Raw genomic sequence first — 24,204 nt, 5'->3', positions numbered from 1 at the left:
CATGCTTGATATCCTATCACTGTTACAATGCCTATTACCGCAGATAAACATTACCTCAATCATGACGATGTGCTGTGGCGGGAGTAAGCTTGCGGAGGTCTAGATGGATGTAATCAAGCGTCGTATCGGTATTGAGCAAGAGTTTTTTCTGGTAGATGAAGTTGGTCATCTGAGCGATCGCGCTGATGAGTTTTTGCAGGGTTGTCACTTAATGGCTCAAGCACAAGGTTTAAACCCAAGTTACTTCGTGCCGGAGTTCGTTAAAAGTATGGTAGAAATTAACACACCACCAGCGTATACTGGCACAGAGCTAGCTAGAGTTTATCTCAAAAATCTCAAATTGGCGCTCTCTGTAGCGCAACAGATGGGTTTACGCCTTTATCCTCTGTCTAGCTATCCTTTGCATACTATGCCAGTTATGCGAGATCACCCTAATTACCATATCCAAGCGCGGACTGTCGGCTTGCCAAAATTTTTGCACGCGGGAAAATGTACAGGTACACACCTGCATTTGGAAGTCCCGCCTGGGGTAATTGACCCTCGTGTTGCAGTATCCTACAACTCGACATCGGCAGAGCGAGAAGAACTATTAAATATCTATAATTTAGCTACAGCTTGCGACTCCGCACTTATTTCTCTGACGCGGGCGTGTCCTTTTTATGAAGGACAGGCGTTCGGGCTAGCCGCGCATACAATTCGTTATCGAGGTAGTAAAACTTTTGGCTGGGAAGGCGTTTACACCAATTTACAGCCTGTCGGCGGACTCATGCCTTATGCCGATAGTGTCGAGGATTTAGTTGAGCAGCAGTTCGCTCGTTATTATGCTTGGTTGCAAGCGATGGAAAAAGCCGGAATTGAACCGAACCTGTTCAAAGAAGCGGGAGTTAGCTTACTCAAGTCAGCTTGGAATCCAGTTAGACTCAACAAACTCGGCACAGTAGAAATAAGGTGTATAGATAGTAACTTTCCATCCGTAATTTTAGCTATAATTACATTGCTGGAAAAAGTGGCTCATCGAGTCAGGCGCGAGAAGTTAACAGTAAGACCAGCTAAAGGAATGCAGATATTTGAATTAGTTGGCAATCACCTGTATGTACCAGATTTTGAATATCTATCAGGTGAATTGCTCTATACCTCAGCTACAGAGGGAGTTAAAAACCCCAAAGTTAGGGCTTACGTCGATTCAATTTTGCAGTTTGCCAGCGCACTAGGTGGGGAAGGAGCAAATTTTTTGGCAAAACTCAGCAGACACCTTGATCAGTATCAGACAATAGAAGCCAGGATCTTGCAAGAGTTTACCCCAACAACTGCTCAACTTTCATTAGATGCCGGTTTGCGTTTAGTGCGCTCTTGTTGTGAGAAACTAGAAGCACAGCTTTCATGGATAGACATAGAAAATCCCCTAACAGCCTTGGATACTGATGAACGATTGTTACTACAACAGCATTAGGAGGTTGACGTCTGGGTAAACCCCATAGATTATGTCTGGATTGCGATCGCTCGATTGATCGTACCGTAGAGAGCGGATATTAAAGTTTACTACCATTACCAAAGATAAAAGCACTCTTCATGACTACCGGACCTAGTGGATACCGATGGTCAGTGGATGTCTCCAGCGTCACAAACATTTCTGATATCCCCGCATCATAGAAATCAGCAGGCATCGCAAATTTTTCGACAATCTTACCCTGTGTACTGGCAGGAAGCTGTCCGCACGGGATTTTTTCGCCCTCAACAACTGCCCAAAGTCGGTAAACAGTTCCAACAGGCTGAGGGGGAACATTTTGAATCGCAATCACACCTGTTTGCTGTTCCAGATTCAGCACAAAACTGCCGCTTGCTGCTTTTGCTACATTCACACCCCTTAAGGGAAACAGGCGGGTTGCTTTTTGTTGCAGCAGTGTCTTGAGATTATCAGCTATCTGCAATTCTATACGCAAGTGGTAGTTCTCTATTCCCAAATACAAAATTAATAGTGCCGCGACACTGCCGATGATTTTGCGCCAGGAGAGACTATAGGGAAAAGCGCTAACCGGACGACGCTGGGACGCGAAGAAATTTTCAGTCTCTACGTCCTTTAAATTGCTGAGGATAGCTGCACGCAAATGCGGTGGTGGCTCAACAGCATTTAAACCATAAACCACTTCATCTAATACTTGCTGTAACTGCTCTACTTCCACTGCCAAGGATGGATTTTCTGCGAGCATCTGCTGAAACTCAAGAGCTTCATCAGGAGACAGTTCACCCACGACATAGCCTGCTGCTAACTGTTGTACATATTGAAAATTTTCTGGTGCAGTCATAGGTAACTAATCAATAGCATCAAGTAATATTTGTTTTAGCTTCAGCAGTCCTTGGCGTGTCCAAGTTTTCACTGTTCCTAATGGTACATCTAGTTGTTGAGCAATCTCCGACTGGCTAAGTCCAGCATCATAAGCCATCTCTATAATCTGACGTTGGTTGTCTGGCAGTTGGGTAAGGGCAGAGCGAACGGCTGCTTGGCGTTCTGTTAACTCAGCTTGCTCAACCGGAGTTGGAGACAGGGTTTCGGCGGTGACTGTTTGCCCAAAGCGGTGCAAGAGATTCAGGGTGCGACTCCGAGAGCGGATTTTATCTATTGCCCTTGAGCGCGTCATCGTTATCAGATAACGCAGGAAATGACTGTGGTTGGGATTGACAGTCGGATTGCGCCACAAAGCCAGAAAAATCTCCTGTGTTAAATCCTCCGCTTCCTGCGGGTTTTGCAATACTTTCAGTGCAATTCCGTAGACAACCTGACCGTAACGGTCATAGAGAATACTTAACGCACCTGGATGTTTTGCTTTCAGGGCGTGGAGCAACTCTGTATCTGTCTGGTGCGGGGGAGAATGTGACTCCATGCTGGGGTGTGAATATACCTGCGTGGATATCAGATTACACCATTTGGTTGGCGATCGCAAAGGTTTTACTTCTATTTATATAACGATTGACGGAGGCAATTGGATTTGAGATTTGAGATTTTGGATTTTAGATTGAGATTAAATCCAAATTCTCATCTCGTTCGTTATAGGAATAGAAGCGAACACTAACCCACACAATTATTGATTTCGGTAATGCTTGATTGTAGAGACACGATGCCGTTAATGGCGTGTGAGTCTCTCTCAAATAGAACCCGCGCACTCTATTTAATTGTGTCTCTACTAAAATAGCCTTTTTCACTTACACATCACCCAGATGAAAACAAGTTGGGTAGGTTTTCCCCTACCTGCTTTCATTGCTTTATCCCAACAACTCTATTCACGAGGTAGAAATATGCAACGTTACATTCTCCCAATTTTATCAGCTTTGTTAATATCTCCTGTACTAGCAACCACTGCTGAAGCACAAACCTCAATTACATATAATTCAGTCGTGGCAAACAGTGCCAAAGCCAGTCAAATTAATCCTTCCAATCTGGCTTTTATGGCTGAACGTGGCTACTTAAAAAATGTAGGTATCGAGAGTGGGAATGCCCTGTTGAACGCGCATCAGTCGGGAATGCTAACAGCTAAAGATATTCTTCAAGGTGCGGTGAAGGCAAAGCTACTACCAGAGCAAACTCTATCTGACCAAGGATATTTAAACGCACTAGAAGCACAACTACAAGCCTTAGAACAAGATTAGGAATTTGATCATGAGATTAGTCTTCCGCAAATATCACCGACTAATTGCACTTACAATCTGCTTACCACTAATTATCACCGCAGTTACAGGTATTGCCATGACAGTTGCGGATGAGTGGTTGCATCAAGCCCAATTAGTCGGATTTCTTCTCAAAATTCATACCTTCCAATTTTTGGGACTGTCAGCAATTTTACCCGTATTCAACGGATTGGGATTGCTGAGTTTAATTGGCACCGGACTAAATATGACGGGTTTATTTTCTCAACGGCGCAAGTCATAACAAGTAAAAACAGGACTTACGCAAAAGATAACGACAGTAGCGGTAATTCATGAATTACCGCTACGCAAGAATAAGGTTTTCGGTCACATCTTGCGTAAGTCCTGAAAAAGTAAAAATGCAACAAATAGCCGATTTTTATCTGTTGTATTTGTGCGTTGTCTGGTGCAATTCCTTAATAACTTTCGGTTCTATCGATATATGAAATATATCTCTTACTTGCTTCAAGGACTTGCTTCTGCAATTCTGGTAATTGTGTTTTCTTTATCATCCTGCACCCCTAACCGACAATCTGTAACACCTACACCCCAACCGCAGGAAATTACCGCCAATACCGCAAATCCTACCGTCAAAATTGTCAATTTCAAATACTTACCGTCAAATTTCAAGATAGGTGCTGGTGAAACTGTGCAGTTCGTCAACCAAGATGAGGAACCACATACCATTACCGCCAAAGATGGCTCTTTTGATTCTAAGGGGCTGGATGGGGATCAAGTTTGGAAACACACTTTCACGCAGCCAGGAACTTTCCCTTACTTGTGTTCTATTCATCCCTACATGCAAGGAACAATTACTGTTAACACAAGTAAAAAGTAAAAAGTAAAAAGGTACTCATAAAATACAAGAGTGCTTTTGACTTTTGACTTAAAGCAAAGCAACTTTCACTTTAAATAGGAAAACAAAATGAGACGTAGAAAGTTTATTGAACACGTTGGCTGGACTGGTCTTGGTATTCTGTGGGTAGTGGGGGAAAATGGTTTACTTGCATCCTGTTCGGTCAGAGATTCGCAAGGCAAGAAATTAGCAAATTCTGCACCCTTATCATTTGTGCAAATCAGCGACACACATCTAGGTTTCAATAAGGAAGCGAACCCCCACGTTACTGCCACTCTGCAACAAACCATCAACGCCATAAATTCACTATCCACACCACCAGCATTCATTGTTCATACTGGAGACATCACTCACCTTTCCAAACCGGAGGAATTTGACACGGCAAAACAATTTCTTTCCCAATTGAAAGCACCACTGTTTACCCTCCCTGGCGAACATGACACCATCGGAGACAGGGGGAAAGCTTATGGAGAAGCATTCAGCCAAAAGGATAAAAGAGAAGGTTTGCAAATATGGGACTATAATGGCGTGCATTTGATTTCCCTGACCAATGTGCTGGAATTTGGGGAAACCGGTCAAGGGAAACTCGGCCAAGCGCAACTAGATTTACTAGTAAAAGACCTCGCAGCGCAGAAACAAGACACGCCAATAGTTATTTTTAGTCACATTCCTTTGTATAATCTTTATCCTCAATGGGGTTGGGCAACCGCAGACTCAGGCAAAGTACTCTCGTTATTATCCCGCTTTTCTTCTGTTACCGTCCTCAGTGGTCACATTCATCAAGTAATTCAACATAGCGAAGGTAACATTCGATTTAGTACAGCTGCATCTGTTTCCTATCCGTTACCTGCGCCAGGAAAAGCTGAAAAACCTGCTCCAGTCAAGTTACCAGAAAAGGATTTACTGGCTGTGTTGGGTTTCCGCACATTGGAATTTATACCTGGTAATGATGTCAAAATTGACCAGCATTCTCTGGCTTAGAGTCTCGATAGAAGTACCCAAACGTGTGGACGTAGTGATAAACCTTGGGGAGTAATAATTATCCTTTGGTCGTAAATAGACGATGCTGTAGGGGAAAAGCCATGCTAAACCCCTACGAAAGATGTGGTTTTTCACCTGAAACATATTTGGTATTTCTTGTCAATGCGTAATAGCTCTTTCAAGGTGGGTAAAATTTTTCGATAATAATTCCTCTTTTCTCTGTGTTCTCTGCGCCTAATAAGGTTCAATAAATAACTTTTAAACCGCTCCAGGCACGGAGAACGCAGAGAGGAAAGCAGATATTTTATCAGTGACCTTGAAAGGGCTAGTCCTGTAACTCTTATCTCAAAAGACTTTCAAAATTTTTAGAATCGCTCTTACGCCCTTACAATCTGTGTAATTCGTTTTTTAATCATCATCATCCGAACTCCACCATCAGGAGCAAGGGTAAACCCACGTCTTTGCAGTTTAACAGGTTTATTTTCCACCAATGCAAGTTGATAATTAGATAAAACGGTTGCCAGGACTAACTTCATTTCTAACAAAGCCAGGGTATATCCTAAACATCGCCAACTTCCACCACCAAATGGAATGAACTCCCAAGGGGAATACTGGCGTTCTAAAAAACGTTCGGGATTAAATTGTTAAGGTGGACTGGGTGCCTCTGTCCTCGATGCTTTTGTGGGTATAGATGCTTTTGCCTCTGGTGGATTGCCACTAAACCTAATCAAACTAGCTGTGCGGGATCTGCCCGGTTCTGGTACTCCTGAAGAACTACTTCATGCAGCAAAAATTGACGCTTCTTCTATTGTCGAGGCTGTGCGATCGCTCGTTAGACAATCTGCTTGGGTATCAACCAAGGGCGTTGCCTAAATGCGGGATGAATCAGTTTGTGATTGTAATGGTACTCAAAAGCTTGCTGTGTCTAGGCGGGCAACCACATTATGATCCGATACCAAGCGGCTGATACTTTGTTGGCTCTTGGCGATCGCTAACTTATGATTCCCATAGCTGATTTTTCAGATTTTGATGTGCATCAATTATATTCTTGTAGCTCCTGACTACAGCCATGATGAATTAATTTAACTTTCATTCGGTGGGTTTAAGTCCCCGGCTACAAAAGAAGCCGCAAGTATGTAAGTCTTGTTCTGTCTTACAAAGTTGCACAAGAGGGGAGACCCCAAGACCGCAATGCAGCGCTGTCTTGAGAAATCGCTCCACTTGGGCAAAGCCCAAGACCGCGTTTCTCGCTAAATCCCCGTTACAAAACTGTACTTCAGACGAACGACTTCTTTAACCAAATGCTACGCTAACCTTTATGATGACGATCGCAACAAGCAAAAATTTTACCTCGTTAAGTCAATGAAATGGATCTTAACAACTGCTCTGATTTTGATTAGCATTACCCAATATTCAGCACAAGCAACAGATCAAACCAAACAACCAGTCACTAATAAACAGCCTGCACAACCAGTCAAAACACCTGCTTCACCTCAGCAACCTACCTCTAGACCAGTTTTTATTTTGCCAAAAACACCTGCTCGGTTAAGTCCTGTATCTGGGCGGAGAGCCGGAATGGGTAGTCGAGATAATTGCCCTGCGGTTGGAACCCCGCTCACCGCCTTAGTACCATTTCAAGAGGAACAAAAGGTTGGCGGACAGGCAAATAAATCAATTATCGGGGTTGTAGAGGGACTAACCACTTCTGAACGTCCGACGTTTTGGTTTTACATCCCTTACACTAAAGATTTGTCTAACTCAAGGGCTGAATTTAGCTTACAGGATAGCGCCGAAAATGATATTTATAGAAATGCGATCGCGCTACCTTCAAAGCCAAGTGTCATTGGTATTTCTCTCCCTAGTACTGCTTCATTAAAAGTAGATCAGACATATCGCTGGTATTTAAAAGTACATTGTAAGCAAGAGGCAGCAAGCATTCCTGTGTATGTAGAAGGCGATATTAAAAGAATCAATTTAGATTCTCGTGTTATGCAACAATTAGAAGCAGCAACTAATCCTCGACAGAAGATTATAATCTATGCTGAAAAAGGGATTTGGTTTGACGCTTTAAATATGCTGGCACTAATACGCATTACTCATTCTAATAATGCATTTATTCAAGAAGATTGGCAGACTTTATTGCACTCCATCAATTTGGATAATCTTGCTAAGGCTCCTATAGTCAATTTACCAAACCGCCAATAATTTAATATCCAACAAAGTATCTATAAGTCTAAATCTCTACAACCAATTACCAACTAACACGTAGGATGCCCAGTACATCGGACGGCTGTATTCGGGAGATTCAAGTAGTTTTAATTGAGCAAAACGTAAAGCTTCTGCCGTAGTTTTAACCTGCACTAACTGGCGGTAGAACTCATCAATAAACAAAGCTGTGGAGTTATCACCAATTTGCCATAGAGAGGCTAAAGTACTCCGCGCACCAGCACGCAGAGCAACTCCTGCTAATCCTAATACAGCTCGGTTATCTCCTGCTGCTGTTTCGCAAGCACTTAAAACAAGTAATTCAACTGGCTCTGTGCGTTTTTGCTCTCTACTTTTGAGCAAACTATCTAATTCACTCACATTGATGCGTCCATCATCTGCTAGGATAAATGTGTCTTTTGCTTGAGAGCTAAATTGCCCGTGAGTTGCCAAGTGAACAATTTGAAAAGGTTGAGCATTGATGGTTTTTGCTAAAGTCGTACTGGTAAAATTTTTATCCAATAATGTAGTTGTCGATACCCCTGATTCCTGAATTAATTTCAGTTCAACCTTAACGTAGGGAAGCGCTGCAAAATTTTCATTTTTGGGTGGTTGCGATAGTCCTCCAGCCAGGGCATTTAATTTTTTCTGTCCTAGAGGTTTGGGAGTAAATAGTTGCAGTCCGGGACTAATAACTACAGAGTATTTTTGGACTAAATACTCTTTGCCATCATATAATGCAGACATTGGGATATTTCGCAATAACCCATCTGGAATAAAGACTAGAGTATTAACTTTACTATTTTTAAGGTCTGTTTCAACTGGTTTAATTAACCAGTTATAAAGCTGTTGAGAAACTGCTTTAAATTGCTGATTAGCATCGGGTTGGACTATTGTCTCTCGTATTTTTGTAATAATTTGCTCTACTTGCTGATGGTTGACTTTAGAAGTTTTATGCATCAACGGTTTATTGGGAAGTTTGATAATAATTTCTAACTGGTTATCTAGGATAATCGGGTAGAAAATAGCAGTATTTGGGTTATCGTGGTCTACTACTTTGTCCAATACCACAGATTGGTTGTTCAGGCAAGCTTCTCGGAAAAAATTGTCGAGTTCTGCGACTTGCAAGGCTTCCATTCGCTGACGTGCTTTATCTAAATCTGGTTTTCCTTGTCCTTTCTGTTGTAAAATCAACTCTACAGATTGCCGATAAAGCGGTTCTATGCGATCGCGAAAATTGAACTGCACCTCTCGATTAACCGCAACTAAATCACTACGAAGAGATTGAAGAGTTGTGACAGCAACATCATAAGCAGATATGGCGGCTGGGATATTTCCCTGTGCTTTGAGTAAGCGTCCTAACTGCCACTCAAGGCGATAAGCTATATCTGAGGCATTAATTTTTTGAGCCATAAACAACGCTTGCTGCGTCAAATCTTGTGCTTCTTGCAATTGTTGGTTCTGCTCGTAAACTTCTCCCAAGCTGCCCAGTGCATAGGATTCGGCACGTTTATCGCCAATTATTTTGGCTTGCTGAACGCTACTTGCCAGAATCTCTGCAATGTCTTTTTTATTACCAATTGGGGTCAAAGTCTGAGCAAAATTTATCCGTGCATAAATACCAGCTTGATTGGTAGGCAGATTCGGGACTTGAGATTGGATTGTCGGTATTAATGACTTTGCTTGAGTGATGCGTTCGTTTTCGACAAGTAAACTCAGCTGATTAATCAGGGCTTGAACTTTGGCCAGAGGGTTTGGTGCAATTTTGGCAGCATTTTCATAATGAGCGATCGCACCTTTAATATTACTTAACGACCTAGCAGTATTACCAAGGCTAAATTCCGTCAAACTAATTTCTAGAGGCAGTTGCAGACGTTGAGCGATTTCTAAGCTTTGTTGTAAGTTTTTCTGGGATAACTCAAGTTCGCCTAATTGTTGTAAGACATTGCCAAGCGATCGCAAAGCTGTTACTTTTACAGGTGAGTCAGGTTGGGAAATTAATTGTTGGGATACTTCATTTAATATATCTAAGCTACGGCGGTAAAAACCAGCAACTCGTAGAGCTTGTGCTTGGTTAATCCGGCTGCGCGTTACTCCAGCATTGTCACCTAATTTCTTCCAGATTTGCTCTGCTTGTTGTGATGTTTTTATAGATGCATCAGTTTGTCCGTCTGCTAATTGCAATTCGCCCTGAATATTTAGAGTTTGTGCAAGAATTTCTAACAATTCAGATTTGGGATTGTTGACATTTAACTTTTGATTTATCTCATTCCAACCAAGCAAATTTAAGCTATTGTCAATAGTTGCATAAGCTTCTTTCCAGGAGCCGAGTTGCTGGTATACAAGACAGAGGTTAGTCAGCGCTGCGGCTTGTGCGAGGTTATTACTTTGTTGTTGATAGGTACGGACAGCTTGTTGTAAAATAGTTACTGCTTCAGTAAAGCGTCCAGCTTGATAAAGCGCTTCTCCTTGCTCAAGAAGTTCCTGTGGTGTTGTGCCTGGGGGTTTATTGGTTTGGATGTGAAACCCGTTTGGTGAATTTGTCTGGATTTGTTTAGCAAATGTACTAGGGATAATAGTCACGAAAACAGCAAGGGTAAATAGGACTACGGGAGTTATCGCAAATCTAACTACTCGCTTTGGCAGCTGAAGTTTTGCCATATTTCACACCTCCCTGAGATACAGGACAGGAAGCAGGTGTTTGCCAAGGGCTGTGGGGGTTGAGTTGAGGAACTTGTGCTACTAGTTGTATGTTTCCATTGCGATCGATTACCCAGCCAGAAGCTTCCACAATTGGAGTTGTAGCAGCAATGGGAGTAGTTGAAACTGCTGTTGGTTGTGGCACAGGCTTTGTGTTTGCCAAATTTTCTGGTTTTGCTCTTAATTTCACCCACGCAGACACAGTACTTGAATCTTGTAATGGTTCAGTGGGACTCATGGGTAATCCGCCGCGTCCTGTTGCTACAAATGTATTTTGGAATTGCCGAGTTCCAGGTGTGCAGGCATTGGAAATTTGCCTAGAAGCATCAACTAGATTAGTGGGGAGTTCGACTAAGCCGTTACTAGGGTTTACATCAGGTGTATTAATTTGCACCGTGCCATTGATTCCCAATTCAGAACTGGCAGTGATGTCACTTTCAGGGGTTTGTTGTTCCTGGCGTTGAATACCAAAGACGGCTTGGGCTGTAATTTTGATATTACCCCCTCGACCCTCGAAGGCATTGGCTGTGATGTCGCTGTTTTCTCTGGGCACAGCGACGAGGAAACCATTAGGGACGTTGATGATGATGTTACCACCATCGCCGCCTGCTTGAGCAGTGCCCGCACTGGTGGAGATTTGGCTGTTGTGACGCAATATTAACAAGTCTTCGACTGGTAAGGTGATGTTACCACCATGACCAGATGTAGTTTCAGCTTGGATATCAGCTTGGTTGTCTAGCTGAATAGAGTTAGAGATAACTTCGATATCTCCAGCAGTCCCCTGTCCCAAGTTGTTAACATTTAGTAGACCGCCACTAGTCAGAGACAGTGAGCTTGTAGCGATATTAATATCACCTCCATTGCCTACCCCTTGTGATTCCACTTTACTAAAGATCGCTCCGCCATTCTCCAAGGAAATCTGCTTCTGAGCAGAAATGGTGATCTTACCCGCATCTCCACGTCCACGATTACTGGCATAGAGTTGGGCGGCATTGGTTAGAGACAGTGAGCTTGTAGTGATGTTGATATCACCCCCCTTGCCCATAGTGTCTGGTGATTCTATACCACTGAACATTGCTGCCCCATTCAAGCTAATCCCGTTTGGGGCAGAAATGGTAATGTTACCCGCATCTCCCTGTCCCAAATTGCTTGCAGACAGTAGACCGCCACTAGTCAGAGACAGTGAGCTTGTAGCGATATTAATATCACCTCCATTGCCTACCCCTTGTGATTCCACTTTACTAAAGATCGCTCCGCCATTCTCCAAGGAAATCTGCTTCTGAGCAGAAATGGTGATCTTACCCGCATCTCCACGTCCACGATTACTGGCATAGAGTTGGGCGGCATTGGTTAGAGACAGTGAGCTTGTAGTGATGTTGATATCACCCCCCTTACCCATAGTGTCTGGTGATTCTATACCACTGAACATTGCTGCCCCATTCAAGCTAATCCCGTTTGGGGCAGAAATGGTAATGTTACCCGCATCCCCCTGTCCCAAATTGCTTGCAGACAGTAGACCGCCACTAGTCAGAGACAGTGAGCTTGTAGCGATGTTGATGTTTCCTACCTTTCCAGTGACCCCAAATGGCACTATATTTGCAATTGAGCTTCCATCCTTAAGATTAATTGCTGCTTGTGTATTCACTTCAATATTTCCGGCAATACTTTTAGCCGATCCTAAGCCTTCAGCAATTCCCGCTTGTAGTGTGCTTGTTCCTTCAAGCTTTAGGGAACGAGCATTAACCACAATACTGCCACTATTATCACCACGCACATTCACTTGAACACCATTAGTGAGCGACACATCACTGCGTGCCACCTCAGAGGGAAAACTCAGACTCAGATTATTGTCATTCACACTCAGGATAACCGCTCCTGTGCCCACCAATCCTCCCAATTCAACTCGCCCACCGAAAGCATTCAATCTTCCACCATCCATACTGACATTACCGCCTACTAGCAGTAAACTTCTACCATCTCGAACTCGTAAACCAAAAGCGTCCAAACGGGCTGGGTCTTTCCCTGCTGGCGCAGTTGAACTATTTTGAATTGGGGAAGCCCCAATTTGATTGAATAATAAGGTATTTGGATTTACTGTTAACAAGGGTGAAGGTGCTTCTGGATTCAAGGCGCTGAAATATCCCAAATTGCCAAACCCAATGGCATTGGCTGTTGTGGCGACAAAGGAACCGCCGATGTTCAACTGTGCATTCTGCCCAAAAACAATACCATTGGGATTAAGTAGGAATAAGTTTGCTTTATCGTTAGCACGAATTAAGCCATCAATATTAGAAATTGACTTACCTGTTACTCGTGTCAGGATGTTCTGAATATTCAGTGCATTATTGAAGAAAGCAGTACTGCCATTGGGAACAGAGAACTCCTCAAAGCTGTGGAACAGATTAGCACCTCTTGTGGTTCCACCCTCAATAATCCTGGTATTGCCCTCTAATTTCACATTGGAATTATTTGGGAGAGTGCCGTCTGGGGTGATTTGGGCAACTGAGATATTTGCATATAAGGGAATGGCACTGACAATGGCAATTCCTAGACCTTGCAACCAGTCCAAACGCATAGCTCTAAAAGACATTGCACTCTCCTATAGAAAAGGAAATTTAGCTAGGAAGCCTCAATCAAGAGTATAAGTGTCAGCATAATCAACTGATGCACAAGTGAGCATAGCAAATTGGTACTGCTGAATCAAGTGAATAACATCAACTCACTGCTACCAATTAAGAATCAGAAGGGGAAGCCAAAAAAACCTCTGATTCTCAGCCGTGAATAAAATCAACTCACCGCTACCAATTAAGAATCAGAAGGCGAAGCCAAAAACCTCTAATTCTCAGCCGTGAATAAAATCAACTCACTGCTACCAATTAAGAATTAGAAGGCGAAGCCAAACCAGCGATTACCTTCAATTCAAGCTCAAATTTGAAGTTTCGGAGATCAACAATGTCTAACATCAACAACAACGGAGTAGATATGAACAATCAAACATTAGCCCAATTGAGTTTCAGCGCAGTGAAGGAACTTAACGATGAGGTGGCTGCTAGCTGTAGTGGTGGTGGTTTTGTAGGAGGCCCTGACCCAGATGTAATTCTTTTCAAAGATCCGGGTGAACAAGGGGGGGCCTTAGGACTCAATTCAGTGACAGGTGATGGCATTGGCAACATCGGGCTAGATAACGAAGGCAATAATAACGGTTTCAACGATCAAACCTCATCGATTAAGATTCTACGGGGTAGCTGGAATTTCTTTAGCGACTCAAATTTTAAAGGACAGTCTACTGGTGTTCTCGGACCAGGAGACTATTCTCTTGGGGCTAATAACGACAATATCACTTCCGCCTTCCGTGTAGTGTAGATTTGACTTAATAGCAACCTTAAGAGTGATTTTTGTCTAGAGTTCAAAGCTACTTCAGAAATCTATATTCTGAGGCAGTTGAATATTCGTATTGATCGCTGAATCAAGTGAATAAAATCATGTCACTGCTACCAATTAAGAATCAGAGTCAAGCCAAACCAGCGATTACCTTCAGTTCAAGTTCCAACTTGAAATTTCGGAGATCAACAATGTCTAACATCAACAACCACGGAGCAGATATGAACAATCAAACATTAGCCCAATTGAGTTTGAGCGCAGTGAAAGAACTTAACGATGAGGTGGCTGCTACCTGTAGTGGTGGCGTTCATTACAAGGGAAGCAACGACCCAGATGTAATTTTCTACATAGATTCAAATGCGCGAGGGAGGAGTCTAAATCTCAATGCATCGACAGGTGATGGCGATCCCAACATCGGGCTAGATAACGAAGGCAATAATAACGGTTTCAACGATCAAGTCTCATCTATTAGGATTATACACGGTAGTTGGAATTTCTTTGACGATTCTAATTTTAAAGGACAGTCTACTGGTGTTCTCAGACCAGGATTTTTATATAATCTTGGGGCTAATAACGACGCAATCACTTCCGCCTTCCGTGTAGCAGCGTAGATTTGACTTAAGAGCAACCTTAAGGGTGATTTTTGTCTAGAGGGCAAAGCTGCCTCAGAGTAGAATGGCACTAAGTTAAAATACAGCCCTTGCCCTGACTGGTTAGGAGCCTCCAGGCTGGGAACCCATTCTGGGAGGCTCCGCCTCCTCTTTCTTGACCAGAGGTAGAACCTCTTGGAATACATTCCCAACCTGGAGGCTGGGAACGAGTTGTAACACAAGCCTTTGGGCTTTTCTTAGTGCCATTCGCCTCAGAGTATATATCTCTGAGGCAGTTGAATATCCGTATTGATCTGTGTTGACTCTACGGCATCAAAAACTTCAGTAATTTAACTATGAAATACCAAAGCGTACTGCAACACAGTGAGGAAGACTGTGGTGCAGCAAGCCTTGCTACTGTTTCCAAACACTACGGACGCACCTTTGCCATGAACCGCGTGCGAGAAGCAGTCGGCACAGGTTCGCGGGGAACCACACTACTAGGTTTGAGACGGGGAGCAGAAACTCTGGGATTCCATGCTCGTCAAGTCCAAGCCACCGCAGAAGTACTTGAGAAATTAAATGAAGTTCCCTTGCCCGCGATCATTCACTGGAAAGGCTACCACTGGGTGGTATTTTACGGGCTAAAAGGGAAAAAATGTATTATCTCCGACCCCGCAGTTGGTATCCGTTCTCTCAGCTTAAAAGAGTTAATGGCGGGTTGGAGTGATGGCGTGATGCTGCTGCTGATGCCAGATGACAGCCGCTTCTATGAGCAAGCAGAAGATAAAATTGGCGGTTTTGGGCGCTTCATTGCCCGAATATTACCCTATCGTAACCTGCTGATTCAGGCGATCGCCATCAACTTTGCGATCGGGCTATTGTCCCTCGCCTCCCCTTTAATGATGCAACTGTTGACCGATGACGTACTAGTGCGGGGAGATACCCAACTGCTAACAACGGTGGCAATTGGCGTCATTGTCATGAACCTAATTCAAAATGCCATTGGTTTGGTACAATCTCACCTGATTGGTCATTTTGGTCAACGGTTGCAATACGGGCTAATTCTAGAATATGGGCGAAAACTGTTGCGCTTACCCTTATCATATTTTGAAGCCCGTCGCAGTGGAGAAGTCGTTAGCCGGATTGCAGATGTTCATACCATCAATAGTCTAGTTTCCCAAATTGTCCTTGGTTTACCCAGTCAATTTTTTGTGGCTCTGGTTTCCTTGGGTTTCATGCTCTTCTATAGTTGGGAACTTACTTTAGCTTCGGTCGCCGCCTTTGTCATCGTTACAGGAATCAACCTGCTTTTTCTTCCCGCCTTGCGCCAGAAAACCCGCAGCCTCATCGTTAAAGGTACGGAAAATCAAGGCTTTTTAGTCGAAACCTTTCACGGTGTTCAAGTCCTCAAAACCACCCAAGCTACAGAACAAGCTTGGCAAGAATATCAGACAAATTTTGGTCGGATTGCTAACTTAGGCTGGACTACAATGAAGTTGGGGCTTTACACCAGCACAGTCACTAGTATTCTTTCCAAATTAACGAGTATTGGCATACTTTGGTTAGGTTCTAGCTTGGTGATTAATCAGACATTATCCATCGGTCAACTGCTGGCATACAGTGGGATGAGTGGCAGCTTTCTTGGCTTTTTAGGGTCAGTAGTCGGGCTAATTGATCAATTTATCACTGCTCAAATTGTCGTTCAACGCTTGACAGAAGTCATAGATGCTACCCCAGAAGATGAAAATGACTTTAAAAAACCTTGGGCAGAAATTTCTGGGAATGCAGATATTACTTGTTCTCAAGTTAACTTTCACCATGCTGGTAGAACTGACCTGTTAGAAAATTTTTCTTTAACTATCCCTGGTGGTCAAGTAATAGCCTTAATCGGTCAATCTGGCTGTGGCAAAAGCTCCCTTGGCAAATTAATTACTGGTTTATATCAAGTCCAATCTGGTAATATCCGTTATGGTTTATACAATCAGCAAGACTTATCTTTAGATTGTTTGCGGCAGCAAGTCGTATTAGTTCCCCAAGAACCTCATTTTTGGAGCCGTTCGATTGTTGATAATTTTCGCTTTAGTTATCCCAACATTAGTTTTGAAGAGATAGTCCTTGCTTGCCATATTGCTGGTGCAGATGAATTCATTAGCAAATTACCCGATAAATATCAAACTGTTTTAGGCGAATTTGGTGCAAATCTTTCTGGCGGACAAAGGCAGAGATTAGCGATCGCTAGAGCAATTGTTACTGATCCACCTGTATTAATTTTAGATGAATCCACAGGCGCTCTTGACCCAGTAAGTGAAACCAAAGTTTTGGATAGATTACTTAATCACCGTCAAGGCAAAACCACAATTATGATTAGCCACCGTCCTCAAGTTATCAAACGGGCTGATTGGATTGTGTTACTTGAAGATGGGCGCTTAAAAATTCAAGGAACTCCAGAAGAATTACGTCATATTCCTGGAGAGCATTTAAGCTTTATTGATGAAATTTCTCCTTCTCAGAATGGGTTTAAATCTTCTTTAGTTATTCGGAATTAGTTAATCGGCATTTTAGATAATATACTCAGCACTTATGATTAGTAACTCTAAAACCAATTTTTTACCCCCACTTCAAGATAACGACTTTCTCCCACCTATTAGCCGTTGGACTACATTTGGCGGACTATTTATCGTGTTTGTGTTGTCGTTAGCTCTTCCTGTGGCTGCGGTTGTTAAATATAAAGTTACGGTTATTGGGCAAGCTGTTGTCCGTCCTGCGGGTGAATTGCCAATTGTGCAGGCTGCAATCGAAGGACAGGTAATGCAGATTTACGTCAAAGAAAATCAAACGCTGCAAAAAGGAGATAGAATTGCCACTATTGATGACTCTCGACTGCAAACCAAAAAAAACGAGTTGCAAACCAATATTCAACAAGCTAGGTTACAACTAATTCAAACCGTTCCTCAAATGAATGCAATAGATAGTCAAATTCGTGCCCAAAACGATCGCACTAATCGGACTATCGCCTCTGCAAAAGCTGAATTCAAAGGACGCGATCGCGATCATCAAGACAAAAATATTACCAGTATTACCGAACTCCAAGAAGCATCAGCCAACGTCAAAATAGCCCAAGAAGAATTATATGCAGGACAAGCACAATTACAAGCAGCACTAGCTAATCTTTACGCTACGGAGGCAGCTTTAGGAGCTGCGACATCAAAGCAGAACCGATATGACAGTGCTGCTAAACAAGGGGCATTATCCCGCGATCAACTAGAAGAAGTCCAGCTGGCTGTGAAGCAGCAGCAACAAGCTGTACAGGCGCAAAAAGCAACTTATCAGGCTCAAGAAAAAACAAATGAACGGCTAAAACAAGCTGTTTTAGGGGCTATTGCCAGACGATCTCGCGCTCAAGTAGCTCTCAACCCAAGCAATGCAGATGTAGCAATGGCAACTGAACACATTGCTCAAGAAAAAGCCTCTGGGGAAGTGAATAAAGCAACATTAGAAAGAGAACGTCAAACACTTATAAAGGAGAAAATTGAAACTGAAAAACAATTAGAGCGCCAAGAGAACGAACTCAAGCAAGCTGAAATCGACCTGAAGCAAACTACTATTACCGCTACAGCAGACGGGATTATTTCCAAGTTAAATTTGAGAAACCCCGGTCAAACTCTACACGCCGGGGAGGAAGTTGTCCAAATTGTTCCCAGTCATGCGCCTTTAGTTATCAAAGCAGCGATCGCATCTGAGGCTAAAAGTAAGGTAAAAATTGGTCAAAAAGTCCAAATGCGAGTCACAGCTTGTCCTTATCCCGATTACGGCACTCTCAAAGGCGTTGTGAAAGCGATTTCCCCGGATGCTGTTAGTCCCCAAAAAAATGATGCAGATGCTGATACAAACTCTACCCCCAAAGCAACTGCTATAGGCGCTTTTTACGGAGTCACAATTGAACCAGAGAAACTTGCTTTAGGTCGCAGTACAAAGAAATGTCAAATTGAATTGGGTATGGATGGCAGAGTTGATATTATTACCCGCGAAGAAACTGTACTGCAATTCTTACTCCGCAAGGCAAGATTAATCACGGATTTTTGAGATCGTCAATCGCCAAATTGACGTTATTTTTCAGTTGTAAAGGAAAACTTTATTCAACTAAGGGTTGGGGAATCGTGGAAAATTCCTGACGGCGTTGAATCAACACAACAATAGCACCGCTTGCAACCACGGCAAAGGCAGAAGGAATAAATGGCAACCATAGCCCTTGTTTTAAAAGAGCGATCGCACAAACTCCATATAAAATGACAACTATCGCAAAGATGGCGCATCCCTTATTTGACAGCGAACGAACGCGCCAAATAATCAGACTCCCAACTACAGACCAACCGCATATCCAGAGAATATCGCCCCAGTAAGGCAAAACCCAAAGAATTGGACGTTGGTCTAAAACTGCACTCAAAACTTGGCTAACCATTTGCGCTTGGATAAATATCCCTGATATTTCTTGGTAATCTTGCTGTGCAGTACTGTAGGGAGTTGACCAAGTATCTCTGACAGTGTTAGCTGTCACTCCAATAATAACTACCTTATCTTTAATTAGATCAGGATTAACTTTATCGCTCAATATATCTTCAAGGGAAACTCTTAGATAATCAGTATTACGGTAATTGATAAGTATTTGATTCCCACCTAAATCAACTCCTTGTTGATAGCCACCACTGCGACCAGGTTTCAAACGGTTAAATACTTTAGAGCCAAACTGTATAGAATCTTCATTAAATTTAGGTTGAATCTTTTCGGAAGATAAGTAACGAGCAGCTAATTGTAACGAAAGCGAATAAGGCGTTGTACAAGCCGAAGAAGGCTCTTGTGCCATCATCAAAATTTGGCGACGGACGATCCCATCTGGGTCTTGAATTGCATCAGTAAAACCCTGACGTTCTACAGGTACTCCTTTCGGAGGTTTAACACCTTGGGGATCATATTTACTATCACGGCTTTTGCAGGCAACAACAACATTCTCTTTGCTAATTTCTGCGGGAAGTTTTATTGATTGTAACTTATTCGGTGGGTCGGCAAAATCTCTGTAAATATCTAATCCAATAATTCGCGGTTGATGCTTTTGTAATTGCTTAACTAATGTCGCTAAAGTACTATCCGAAATTGATTTCAGCCCTAGTGTTGTCTCTTGTCGAGATTGAATATCTTTTTCGGTGATTTCAACAATTATCAACCTGGGATCTGGGTCTTCTTTAGGTTGCAGTTGCAGTATTTGGTCAAAAGTTTGCAGTTCCATTTTCTCAAAAACTCCCAAATATCTCAAACCTATTGTTGAAATAGCCACAATAAAAGTACTAAGTAGTACAGTCCAAAGTTTAGATTTTGGTGTTGCAATTTTACCTTTTGTCGAAACTTCACCCACAAATTTAGGATCACCAAAATTGCCAGATAGTTCTTGCCACGTAGTCGGAACAGTTGTAGGATTTTGACAGATGATTGGCAACCAACTGGCGCAAGGAAATTCATTTTCCAATCCTTGAAGTCTTTCTCGTGCTTCTCGCACAGCTAAGTAAAATGGTTTGCTAGCTGCAAAGGTAATAAGAAAGTTTTTTAAGAACTCCTGTGCTATCATATCTGGCACTATTTCCCGCATTACAATCATTTGGGGAATGTTCAAATCAGCTAAATTCCGTGCCAAACCAATTCCGTCACAAGAATTGAAAATTGCCAGTTTTAAGCCGCGACTAATTGCTGTCTTAAGTGCATTTTTAAGCTGGGTAATTGTTAAATTTTCTGTCTGATTGATGTAAATTTCTCCTATCTCTCCATCAGCAATACTAGTGCTATGTCCGGCAAAAAATAGGATATCCCAATCTAGATTCCATAGATGCTCATCAAGTTCTTTACGTGTTGGTTCGACAAGAAACGTAGTTTGGGCATCTGTTAAACCTTGTAACAAAGCGCCGTCTTGGTCAATATCAATACCAACACTGTTGCCTAAAATTGCCAAAATTTTGACTTTACCTGTGGGAGATTTTGGCAATACTTGAGGAGATGCATATTCATGATTGCTCAAAGCTAATTCCGCTTTCGGATAATCTTCAAAAAAATTCCACAGATGCCAAGGCAACCGATGCAGTAGAACTATATTCGTTTCAATAATGACTCTAATTTCATCATCCCGACTAAGTAGAGTCCGCAACTGCCGCTCAATATTTTGAAATGACTCAAATTTCAACCAAGCATTGATATTTGCTTGTAGCTGTTGACACACTTCATCGAAGTCATTGACAGAAATATTGGTTATGTCTTGCGAATGCACTTTTATCCGTTGATTGCTACCCAGGCTTTGATGGATGGCTTCGTAAAGTAGCTGCCATCTGCGGTAGAGTTTGCTTAGTTCTGGTACTGCTGGCAAACTCCCTGTTAATTTTACCAGTAACAATTGATTATGATGCCAAAGTTGAGCCGTGACAACAGGAAATCCTTTATTTAAATCTCCTCCTAACAAGCTGAAGACAACTAGCTTACTCATAACTCAAGTTAACTTTGCCATTCGTGATTAACTAATAATTAATCAACGCCAATTTGACGCTGCTGACTATTAATAACTAAATCATAAAATTTTCTGTTATTTGATAATTATTCAGAGCAACCTGGATGCTAAAACATTCTCCCACTTCCCCATCAAAGAGTTTCAATTGGACGTAGATATCTTGAACTCTTGCTTCTACTTGTTGAATTATCTCCCCTTGATCTGAAAGTAAAACTAGCTTGATATTAGCAGGTAGGTAAGGTTGATTACAAGCTGGATGTAGCTGCACGCGAATACTAACTTGTTGGTTAGCCTCTGGGATTAAGGCAACTAATAAAATAACTTTTTGAGCCTCTATTTCCATTCCCAAGTCAATCAGCTGGGCGCGTTTAATAGCAGCAGCATTTAACCCAGAAGAACTGCGGAGATTAAAAGCTAGGCTACTGGAGTTTGGCTCAAAAAAACTCTCTATAGCTTGCCAAGAAGCATCGTAAATCTGCTCCAGCCAACGACTAAGATTCACTTGTACTTGGGAAAATTGCGTAGGCGCAGCCCCTCGTAGAGATTGCTCTCGCTGTTGATACAACCATTGCCGCCACTGTTCATTTTCTAGTAGCATTCCCCAGGTTGTAAATGGTACTGCTAATCTCAGAAATGTCACTGAAGGATTGCTTAACAGCTGCTGCACATATTGTACTTCAGCAGTGGATAATTCTGGTAGTGGTGCGATCGCAGTTTTCATCTCCTCTCTTGGACAAAATTGGTAGGTCATCCAAAAAGCATTAAGGTCTTTAATTAAGTGCTGTGCATCTATACAATAAGTCCGATCTACTTGGTCATAGTCTGCCAGTGATTTAAGTTGAGTATGGGTTATGTAGCCCCAAAATTTTACCCTCTCGCCATCTGGTGTAACTTGTACTGCTAAATAATACTCTGCCGCCCAAGTGGGAATGTCTACCCATTCTTGAGGAACTTCTAACTCACTATCATCAATTGCCTCACTGGGAATTAAAACAACTCGCTTTTCCTTTAACAAAATTGCTGTGCCATTGACAAATTCCCAAAAAGCCGGAATGCCAGGAGAACTGTACCAGATACTTGCTTCTGGAACATATTCAGCTTTTACCCAATTCAAAAATGCATGAAGGCAAATTTGATTCATGTAAGCACGCCAGCGACTGCTAAGTGTGGCGTAAACTTGGCTTTCTTGCCAAGAGCTTGTCTGTAATAATGGTGATATTTCTAACAATATTTCCTGCGGTTCTGTAAAAGCAGAAGTCATTTTTACTACCTCATCTTTCATAACGTCAGCTAGATTCACCATACTTAACTTTCAACCATTCTTCCAAAGCGGCACTCATATCATTAACTAGGTTGGAAGTCACAGAAATATTAAGCGTATCTTGACTCCATTCGAGCAATGCTTTCAGCATTGATTCTCTAGCTTTGAGCAGCCGGCGAGAAACAGTAGGCTGACTCATTTTTAGGCGTTGTACAATCTGTGGCTGAGTCAGCCCCTGTTGGTAGTAAAGTTTAAGTATTTCCTGGGTTTTCGCCTCAAGATTTTGTAAAGCTTTTAACAATATATCTTGAATCTGAGATTGTTGATTTTTTTTGTTTTGAGCATCCTCTTGGGCTATCATCTCAGCGATTAATGAGTCAGAAGATGGATCTGGCAAATCAAGGGTTGTTCTGCCGTCATCTTCTGACATGACTAAATTTAGAGAGCTAACAGGCGGAAACAGATAAGTACGCACGTAGATAGCTGCCTGGGTTAACCACTGTTCAATTTTTTCTCTCGTGCATTGTGGAGTAGGTTGAGTTAATTGACTTTGGCATTCGCGGTTATAGAGGTTGACAATAGCTTCCCAAAGCTGGCGATCTGGTTCCGGTAGTGCCTTTGTGCCTCCTGGTTGGTTTTGCACATAAAGTTCTTTGAAACAAGTCCAGGCTAAACGATATTGGGCAATTACAGAAGGTGATAATCCAGTTTTATCAAGAGCTTCTAAAAACTGCTTTTTGCTTACTTTGCGTAATAATGCCCAATTTGTGCAAATATCAGCTTCCTTACGTTGGCGTAAAATGTCTTTTAGCCGACTAGGAATTGCGATAGTGGCATAGGCTTTTAAACTAGAGCATTTTTCTGGGTTAAAGTTTTTGAGAATTGTTTCGATTTCAGCATTCGCCATTTGAAAATAATCTGCTAGGCTGTGTTGAGTATTTGTAAATTTGGCAATTGTTTTTTTGGCAGCCCAATAATTTGGTTCTTGTAAATAAGCAGACAGATGCATTCTAGCAAGGCGATTAGATTGCGATCGCCAGCGCTTGTGCCAATGTAACGCCCAAAAGTTTTCTGAGTTAGGGACGAGTGGTGAAGACTCCAAGCAATTTTGAATGCTTCGATGCAGTTTGATATCAATCAACCATTTCCTAAATCTGTCTCCTTCCAACTCAACGAAGGTTGAGAACATCTCGGTAATTTCTTGACGAGGACGCATAAGCAGTTAAAAATTTAAATTGATCCGAAGTTAAGCAACTATCAAAGCCGCAGACACCTCTGTGGACAATCGTAAGATACTGGTTTCCTAATTTGCAATTCAATAGCGCACATAAGTAAGGAACGCAGATTAAATAAAATGCAAAACCGGTGGCTCTACCGCAACGGGTTATAGAAGTCATAATTTCCGATCACAAATTCGCCAGAATAATCGGGTTCGCTCAAAGGCTGCTTGGTGACATAGTTAACGATGCCACCTTAATTATGAAGATACTTTTAACTCATCCCCCGGCTTCAAGCCGGGGGATTTCAAGTCATTAGTTATTAGTCATTAGTCATTAGCACCAATGACCAATGACTAATAACTAAATCGGCGGGCGGCTATTCCGGACACCCAAGAATGTTGGGATGGGATTCCCGCCGATTTTCGTTGAGAGATGATCCGAAAACTCAACGAGTCGTTTATTCACGGTCGTAGTAAAATCAAACGCCGCGACCATAATTCCATAAGCTCCTGAACGATTCCTTGAGCTTTTGCTTTTTCAGTTTTCAATCTGCCATGAAGGTAAAATAATTGCCATATCGTACTTTGAAGCACTGCTAGACCAGTTCTTTTGCAGTATGTTGTATAAATTTTGAAAAGGAACGCCCGTCAGATTGACCTTCGCTCCAGTCAAGGCTTCAAACCCAGCAATGCGTCTCTTAGTACACGTCACCGCAAAAAGGGGTCGGAAATAGAGGAAAATATTTTTTGTAGGGTGGCAGGAGAAACCAGAATATGCAGGGACGTATC

18 protein-coding genes and 2 pseudogenes are annotated in these 24,204 nt (G+C 42.3%); 11 read left to right on the top strand and 9 right to left on the bottom strand.

Features of this window, described 5'->3' with window-relative positions; all coding sequences use genetic code 11:
• Positions 1-103 precede the first annotated feature (103 nt).
• Positions 104-1,450, top strand: a complete 1,347-nt coding sequence (locus tag V7L05_RS28990) for a glutamate-cysteine ligase family protein (protein ID WP_335169344.1) — start codon at positions 104-106, stop codon at positions 1,448-1,450.
• A gap of 79 nt (positions 1,451-1,529) precedes the next feature.
• On the opposite strand, the gene V7L05_RS28985 is transcribed toward V7L05_RS28990, so the two are convergent.
• Positions 1,530-2,303, bottom strand: a complete 774-nt coding sequence (locus tag V7L05_RS28985) for an anti-sigma factor (RefSeq protein WP_335169343.1) — start codon at positions 2,301-2,303, stop codon at positions 1,530-1,532.
• Between the two features lie 6 nt (positions 2,304-2,309).
• The gene (locus V7L05_RS28980) at positions 2,310-2,879 is read right to left on the bottom strand and encodes a sigma-70 family RNA polymerase sigma factor (RefSeq protein WP_334946251.1); all 570 of its coding nucleotides are present in this window, start codon (positions 2,877-2,879) and stop codon (positions 2,310-2,312) included.
• A 334-nt stretch (positions 2,880-3,213) separates the two neighbouring features.
• On the opposite strand from V7L05_RS28980, the gene V7L05_RS28975 reads away from it, so the two are divergent.
• From V7L05_RS28975 to V7L05_RS28960, 4 genes are all read left to right on the top strand, one after another.
• Positions 3,214-3,642: a hypothetical protein gene (locus V7L05_RS28975; protein ID WP_335169340.1), complete on the top strand. Its 429-nt coding sequence runs from the start codon at positions 3,214-3,216 to the stop codon at positions 3,640-3,642.
• 10 nt (positions 3,643-3,652) lie between these two features.
• A complete protein-coding gene (locus tag V7L05_RS28970; protein ID WP_335169338.1) occupies positions 3,653-3,922 on the top strand; it encodes a peptidase in 270 nt (89 codons plus the stop codon).
• 198 nt (positions 3,923-4,120) lie between these two features.
• Positions 4,121-4,516, top strand: a complete 396-nt coding sequence (locus V7L05_RS28965; protein WP_334787710.1) for a cupredoxin domain-containing protein — start codon at positions 4,121-4,123, stop codon at positions 4,514-4,516.
• Between the two features lie 87 nt (positions 4,517-4,603).
• Entirely contained in the window at positions 4,604-5,515 is a 912-nt protein-coding gene (locus tag V7L05_RS28960) for a metallophosphoesterase family protein (RefSeq protein WP_335169336.1), read from the top strand.
• Between the two features lie 377 nt (positions 5,516-5,892).
• On the opposite strand, the pseudogene V7L05_RS28955 reads toward V7L05_RS28960, so the two are convergent.
• A pseudogene (locus V7L05_RS28955) lies at positions 5,893-6,159 on the bottom strand (cytochrome P450); the annotation flags it as partial.
• A gap of 4 nt (positions 6,160-6,163) precedes the next feature.
• On the opposite strand from V7L05_RS28955, the pseudogene V7L05_RS28950 reads away from it, so the two are divergent.
• A pseudogene (locus V7L05_RS28950) lies at positions 6,164-6,388 on the top strand (transketolase); the annotation flags it as partial.
• Between the two features lie 489 nt (positions 6,389-6,877).
• Entirely contained in the window at positions 6,878-7,720 is an 843-nt protein-coding gene (locus tag V7L05_RS28945; protein WP_335169335.1) for a DUF928 domain-containing protein, read from the top strand.
• Between the two features lie 36 nt (positions 7,721-7,756).
• On the opposite strand, the gene V7L05_RS28940 is transcribed toward V7L05_RS28945, so the two are convergent.
• Positions 7,757-10,381, bottom strand: coding sequence for a CHAT domain-containing protein (locus tag V7L05_RS28940; protein ID WP_335169333.1), 2,625 nt, complete (start codon positions 10,379-10,381; stop codon positions 7,757-7,759).
• A complete protein-coding gene (locus tag V7L05_RS28935; protein WP_335169332.1) occupies positions 10,347-13,010 on the bottom strand; it encodes a two-partner secretion domain-containing protein in 2,664 nt (887 codons plus the stop codon). Before V7L05_RS28935 ends, V7L05_RS28940 begins: the two co-directional genes overlap by 35 nt.
• A 362-nt stretch (positions 13,011-13,372) precedes the next feature.
• Here V7L05_RS28935 and V7L05_RS28930 point away from each other — a divergent pair, with 362 nt between their 5' ends.
• The 4 genes from V7L05_RS28930 (at position 13,373) to V7L05_RS28915 (ending at position 18,477) form a co-directional block, all read left to right on the top strand.
• The gene (locus V7L05_RS28930) at positions 13,373-13,783 is read left to right on the top strand and encodes a beta/gamma crystallin-related protein (protein ID WP_335169330.1); all 411 of its coding nucleotides are present in this window, start codon (positions 13,373-13,375) and stop codon (positions 13,781-13,783) included.
• Between the two features lie 209 nt (positions 13,784-13,992).
• A complete protein-coding gene (locus tag V7L05_RS28925; protein WP_335169328.1) occupies positions 13,993-14,412 on the top strand; it encodes a beta/gamma crystallin-related protein in 420 nt (139 codons plus the stop codon).
• Between the two features lie 335 nt (positions 14,413-14,747).
• The gene (locus V7L05_RS28920; RefSeq protein WP_335169326.1) at positions 14,748-16,940 is read left to right on the top strand and encodes a peptidase domain-containing ABC transporter; all 2,193 of its coding nucleotides are present in this window, start codon (positions 14,748-14,750) and stop codon (positions 16,938-16,940) included.
• 34 nt (positions 16,941-16,974) lie between these two features.
• On the top strand, positions 16,975-18,477 hold the full coding sequence (locus V7L05_RS28915; RefSeq protein WP_335169325.1) for an HlyD family efflux transporter periplasmic adaptor subunit: 1,503 nt from the start codon (positions 16,975-16,977) through the stop codon (positions 18,475-18,477).
• 49 nt (positions 18,478-18,526) lie between these two features.
• Here the strand turns inward: V7L05_RS28915 and V7L05_RS28910 are convergent, their stop codons facing one another.
• The 4 genes from V7L05_RS28910 to V7L05_RS28895 all read right to left on the bottom strand — a co-directional run.
• On the bottom strand, positions 18,527-20,914 hold the full coding sequence (locus V7L05_RS28910; RefSeq protein ID WP_335169323.1) for a CHASE2 domain-containing protein: 2,388 nt from the start codon (positions 20,912-20,914) through the stop codon (positions 18,527-18,529).
• A gap of 76 nt (positions 20,915-20,990) precedes the next feature.
• Positions 20,991-22,196 (bottom strand): DUF1822 family protein, encoded by a 1,206-nt coding sequence (locus V7L05_RS28905; RefSeq protein WP_335169321.1) that lies wholly within the window; start codon positions 22,194-22,196, stop codon positions 20,991-20,993.
• Between the two features lie 25 nt (positions 22,197-22,221).
• Positions 22,222-23,412, bottom strand: coding sequence for a sigma-70 family RNA polymerase sigma factor (locus V7L05_RS28900; RefSeq protein ID WP_335169320.1), 1,191 nt, complete (start codon positions 23,410-23,412; stop codon positions 22,222-22,224).
• Between the two features lie 541 nt (positions 23,413-23,953).
• On the bottom strand, positions 23,954-24,204 hold a 251-nt coding region (locus V7L05_RS28895), incomplete at its 5' end, for a hypothetical protein (protein WP_335169318.1).

This window comes from Nostoc sp. (genome assembly GCF_036917755.1).
Taxonomy (GTDB): domain Bacteria; phylum Cyanobacteriota; class Cyanobacteriia; order Cyanobacteriales; family Nostocaceae; genus Nostoc.
This window is presented reverse-complemented; position numbering and strand designations above follow the sequence as displayed.

What these genes read in the sequence shown, in the direction of transcription:
- V7L05_RS28925 (WP_335169328.1), top strand. Translation starts at nt 13,993, where the DNA reads ATGTCTAACATCAACAACCACGGAGCAGATATGAACAATCAAACATTA.
- V7L05_RS28940 (WP_335169333.1), bottom strand. Translation starts at nt 10,381, where the DNA reads ATGGCAAAACTTCAGCTGCCAAAGCGAGTAGTTAGATTTGCGATAACT.
- V7L05_RS28975 (WP_335169340.1), top strand. Translation starts at nt 3,214, where the DNA reads ATGAAAACAAGTTGGGTAGGTTTTCCCCTACCTGCTTTCATTGCTTTA.
- V7L05_RS28935 (WP_335169332.1), bottom strand. Translation starts at nt 13,010, where the DNA reads ATGTCTTTTAGAGCTATGCGTTTGGACTGGTTGCAAGGTCTAGGAATT.
- V7L05_RS28980 (WP_334946251.1), bottom strand. Translation starts at nt 2,879, where the DNA reads ATGGAGTCACATTCTCCCCCGCACCAGACAGATACAGAGTTGCTCCAC.
- V7L05_RS28945 (WP_335169335.1), top strand. Translation starts at nt 6,878, where the DNA reads ATGAAATGGATCTTAACAACTGCTCTGATTTTGATTAGCATTACCCAA.
- V7L05_RS28930 (WP_335169330.1), top strand. Translation starts at nt 13,373, where the DNA reads ATGTCTAACATCAACAACAACGGAGTAGATATGAACAATCAAACATTA.
- V7L05_RS28900 (WP_335169320.1), bottom strand. Translation starts at nt 23,412, where the DNA reads ATGCGTCCTCGTCAAGAAATTACCGAGATGTTCTCAACCTTCGTTGAG.
- V7L05_RS28910 (WP_335169323.1), bottom strand. Translation starts at nt 20,914, where the DNA reads ATGAGTAAGCTAGTTGTCTTCAGCTTGTTAGGAGGAGATTTAAATAAA.
- V7L05_RS28905 (WP_335169321.1), bottom strand. Translation starts at nt 22,196, where the DNA reads ATGACTTCTGCTTTTACAGAACCGCAGGAAATATTGTTAGAAATATCA.
- V7L05_RS28960 (WP_335169336.1), top strand. Translation starts at nt 4,604, where the DNA reads ATGAGACGTAGAAAGTTTATTGAACACGTTGGCTGGACTGGTCTTGGT.
- V7L05_RS28970 (WP_335169338.1), top strand. Translation starts at nt 3,653, where the DNA reads ATGAGATTAGTCTTCCGCAAATATCACCGACTAATTGCACTTACAATC.
- V7L05_RS28990 (WP_335169344.1), top strand. Translation starts at nt 104, where the DNA reads ATGGATGTAATCAAGCGTCGTATCGGTATTGAGCAAGAGTTTTTTCTG.
- V7L05_RS28915 (WP_335169325.1), top strand. Translation starts at nt 16,975, where the DNA reads ATGATTAGTAACTCTAAAACCAATTTTTTACCCCCACTTCAAGATAAC.
- V7L05_RS28985 (WP_335169343.1), bottom strand. Translation starts at nt 2,303, where the DNA reads ATGACTGCACCAGAAAATTTTCAATATGTACAACAGTTAGCAGCAGGC.
- V7L05_RS28965 (WP_334787710.1), top strand. Translation starts at nt 4,121, where the DNA reads ATGAAATATATCTCTTACTTGCTTCAAGGACTTGCTTCTGCAATTCTG.
- V7L05_RS28920 (WP_335169326.1), top strand. Translation starts at nt 14,748, where the DNA reads ATGAAATACCAAAGCGTACTGCAACACAGTGAGGAAGACTGTGGTGCA.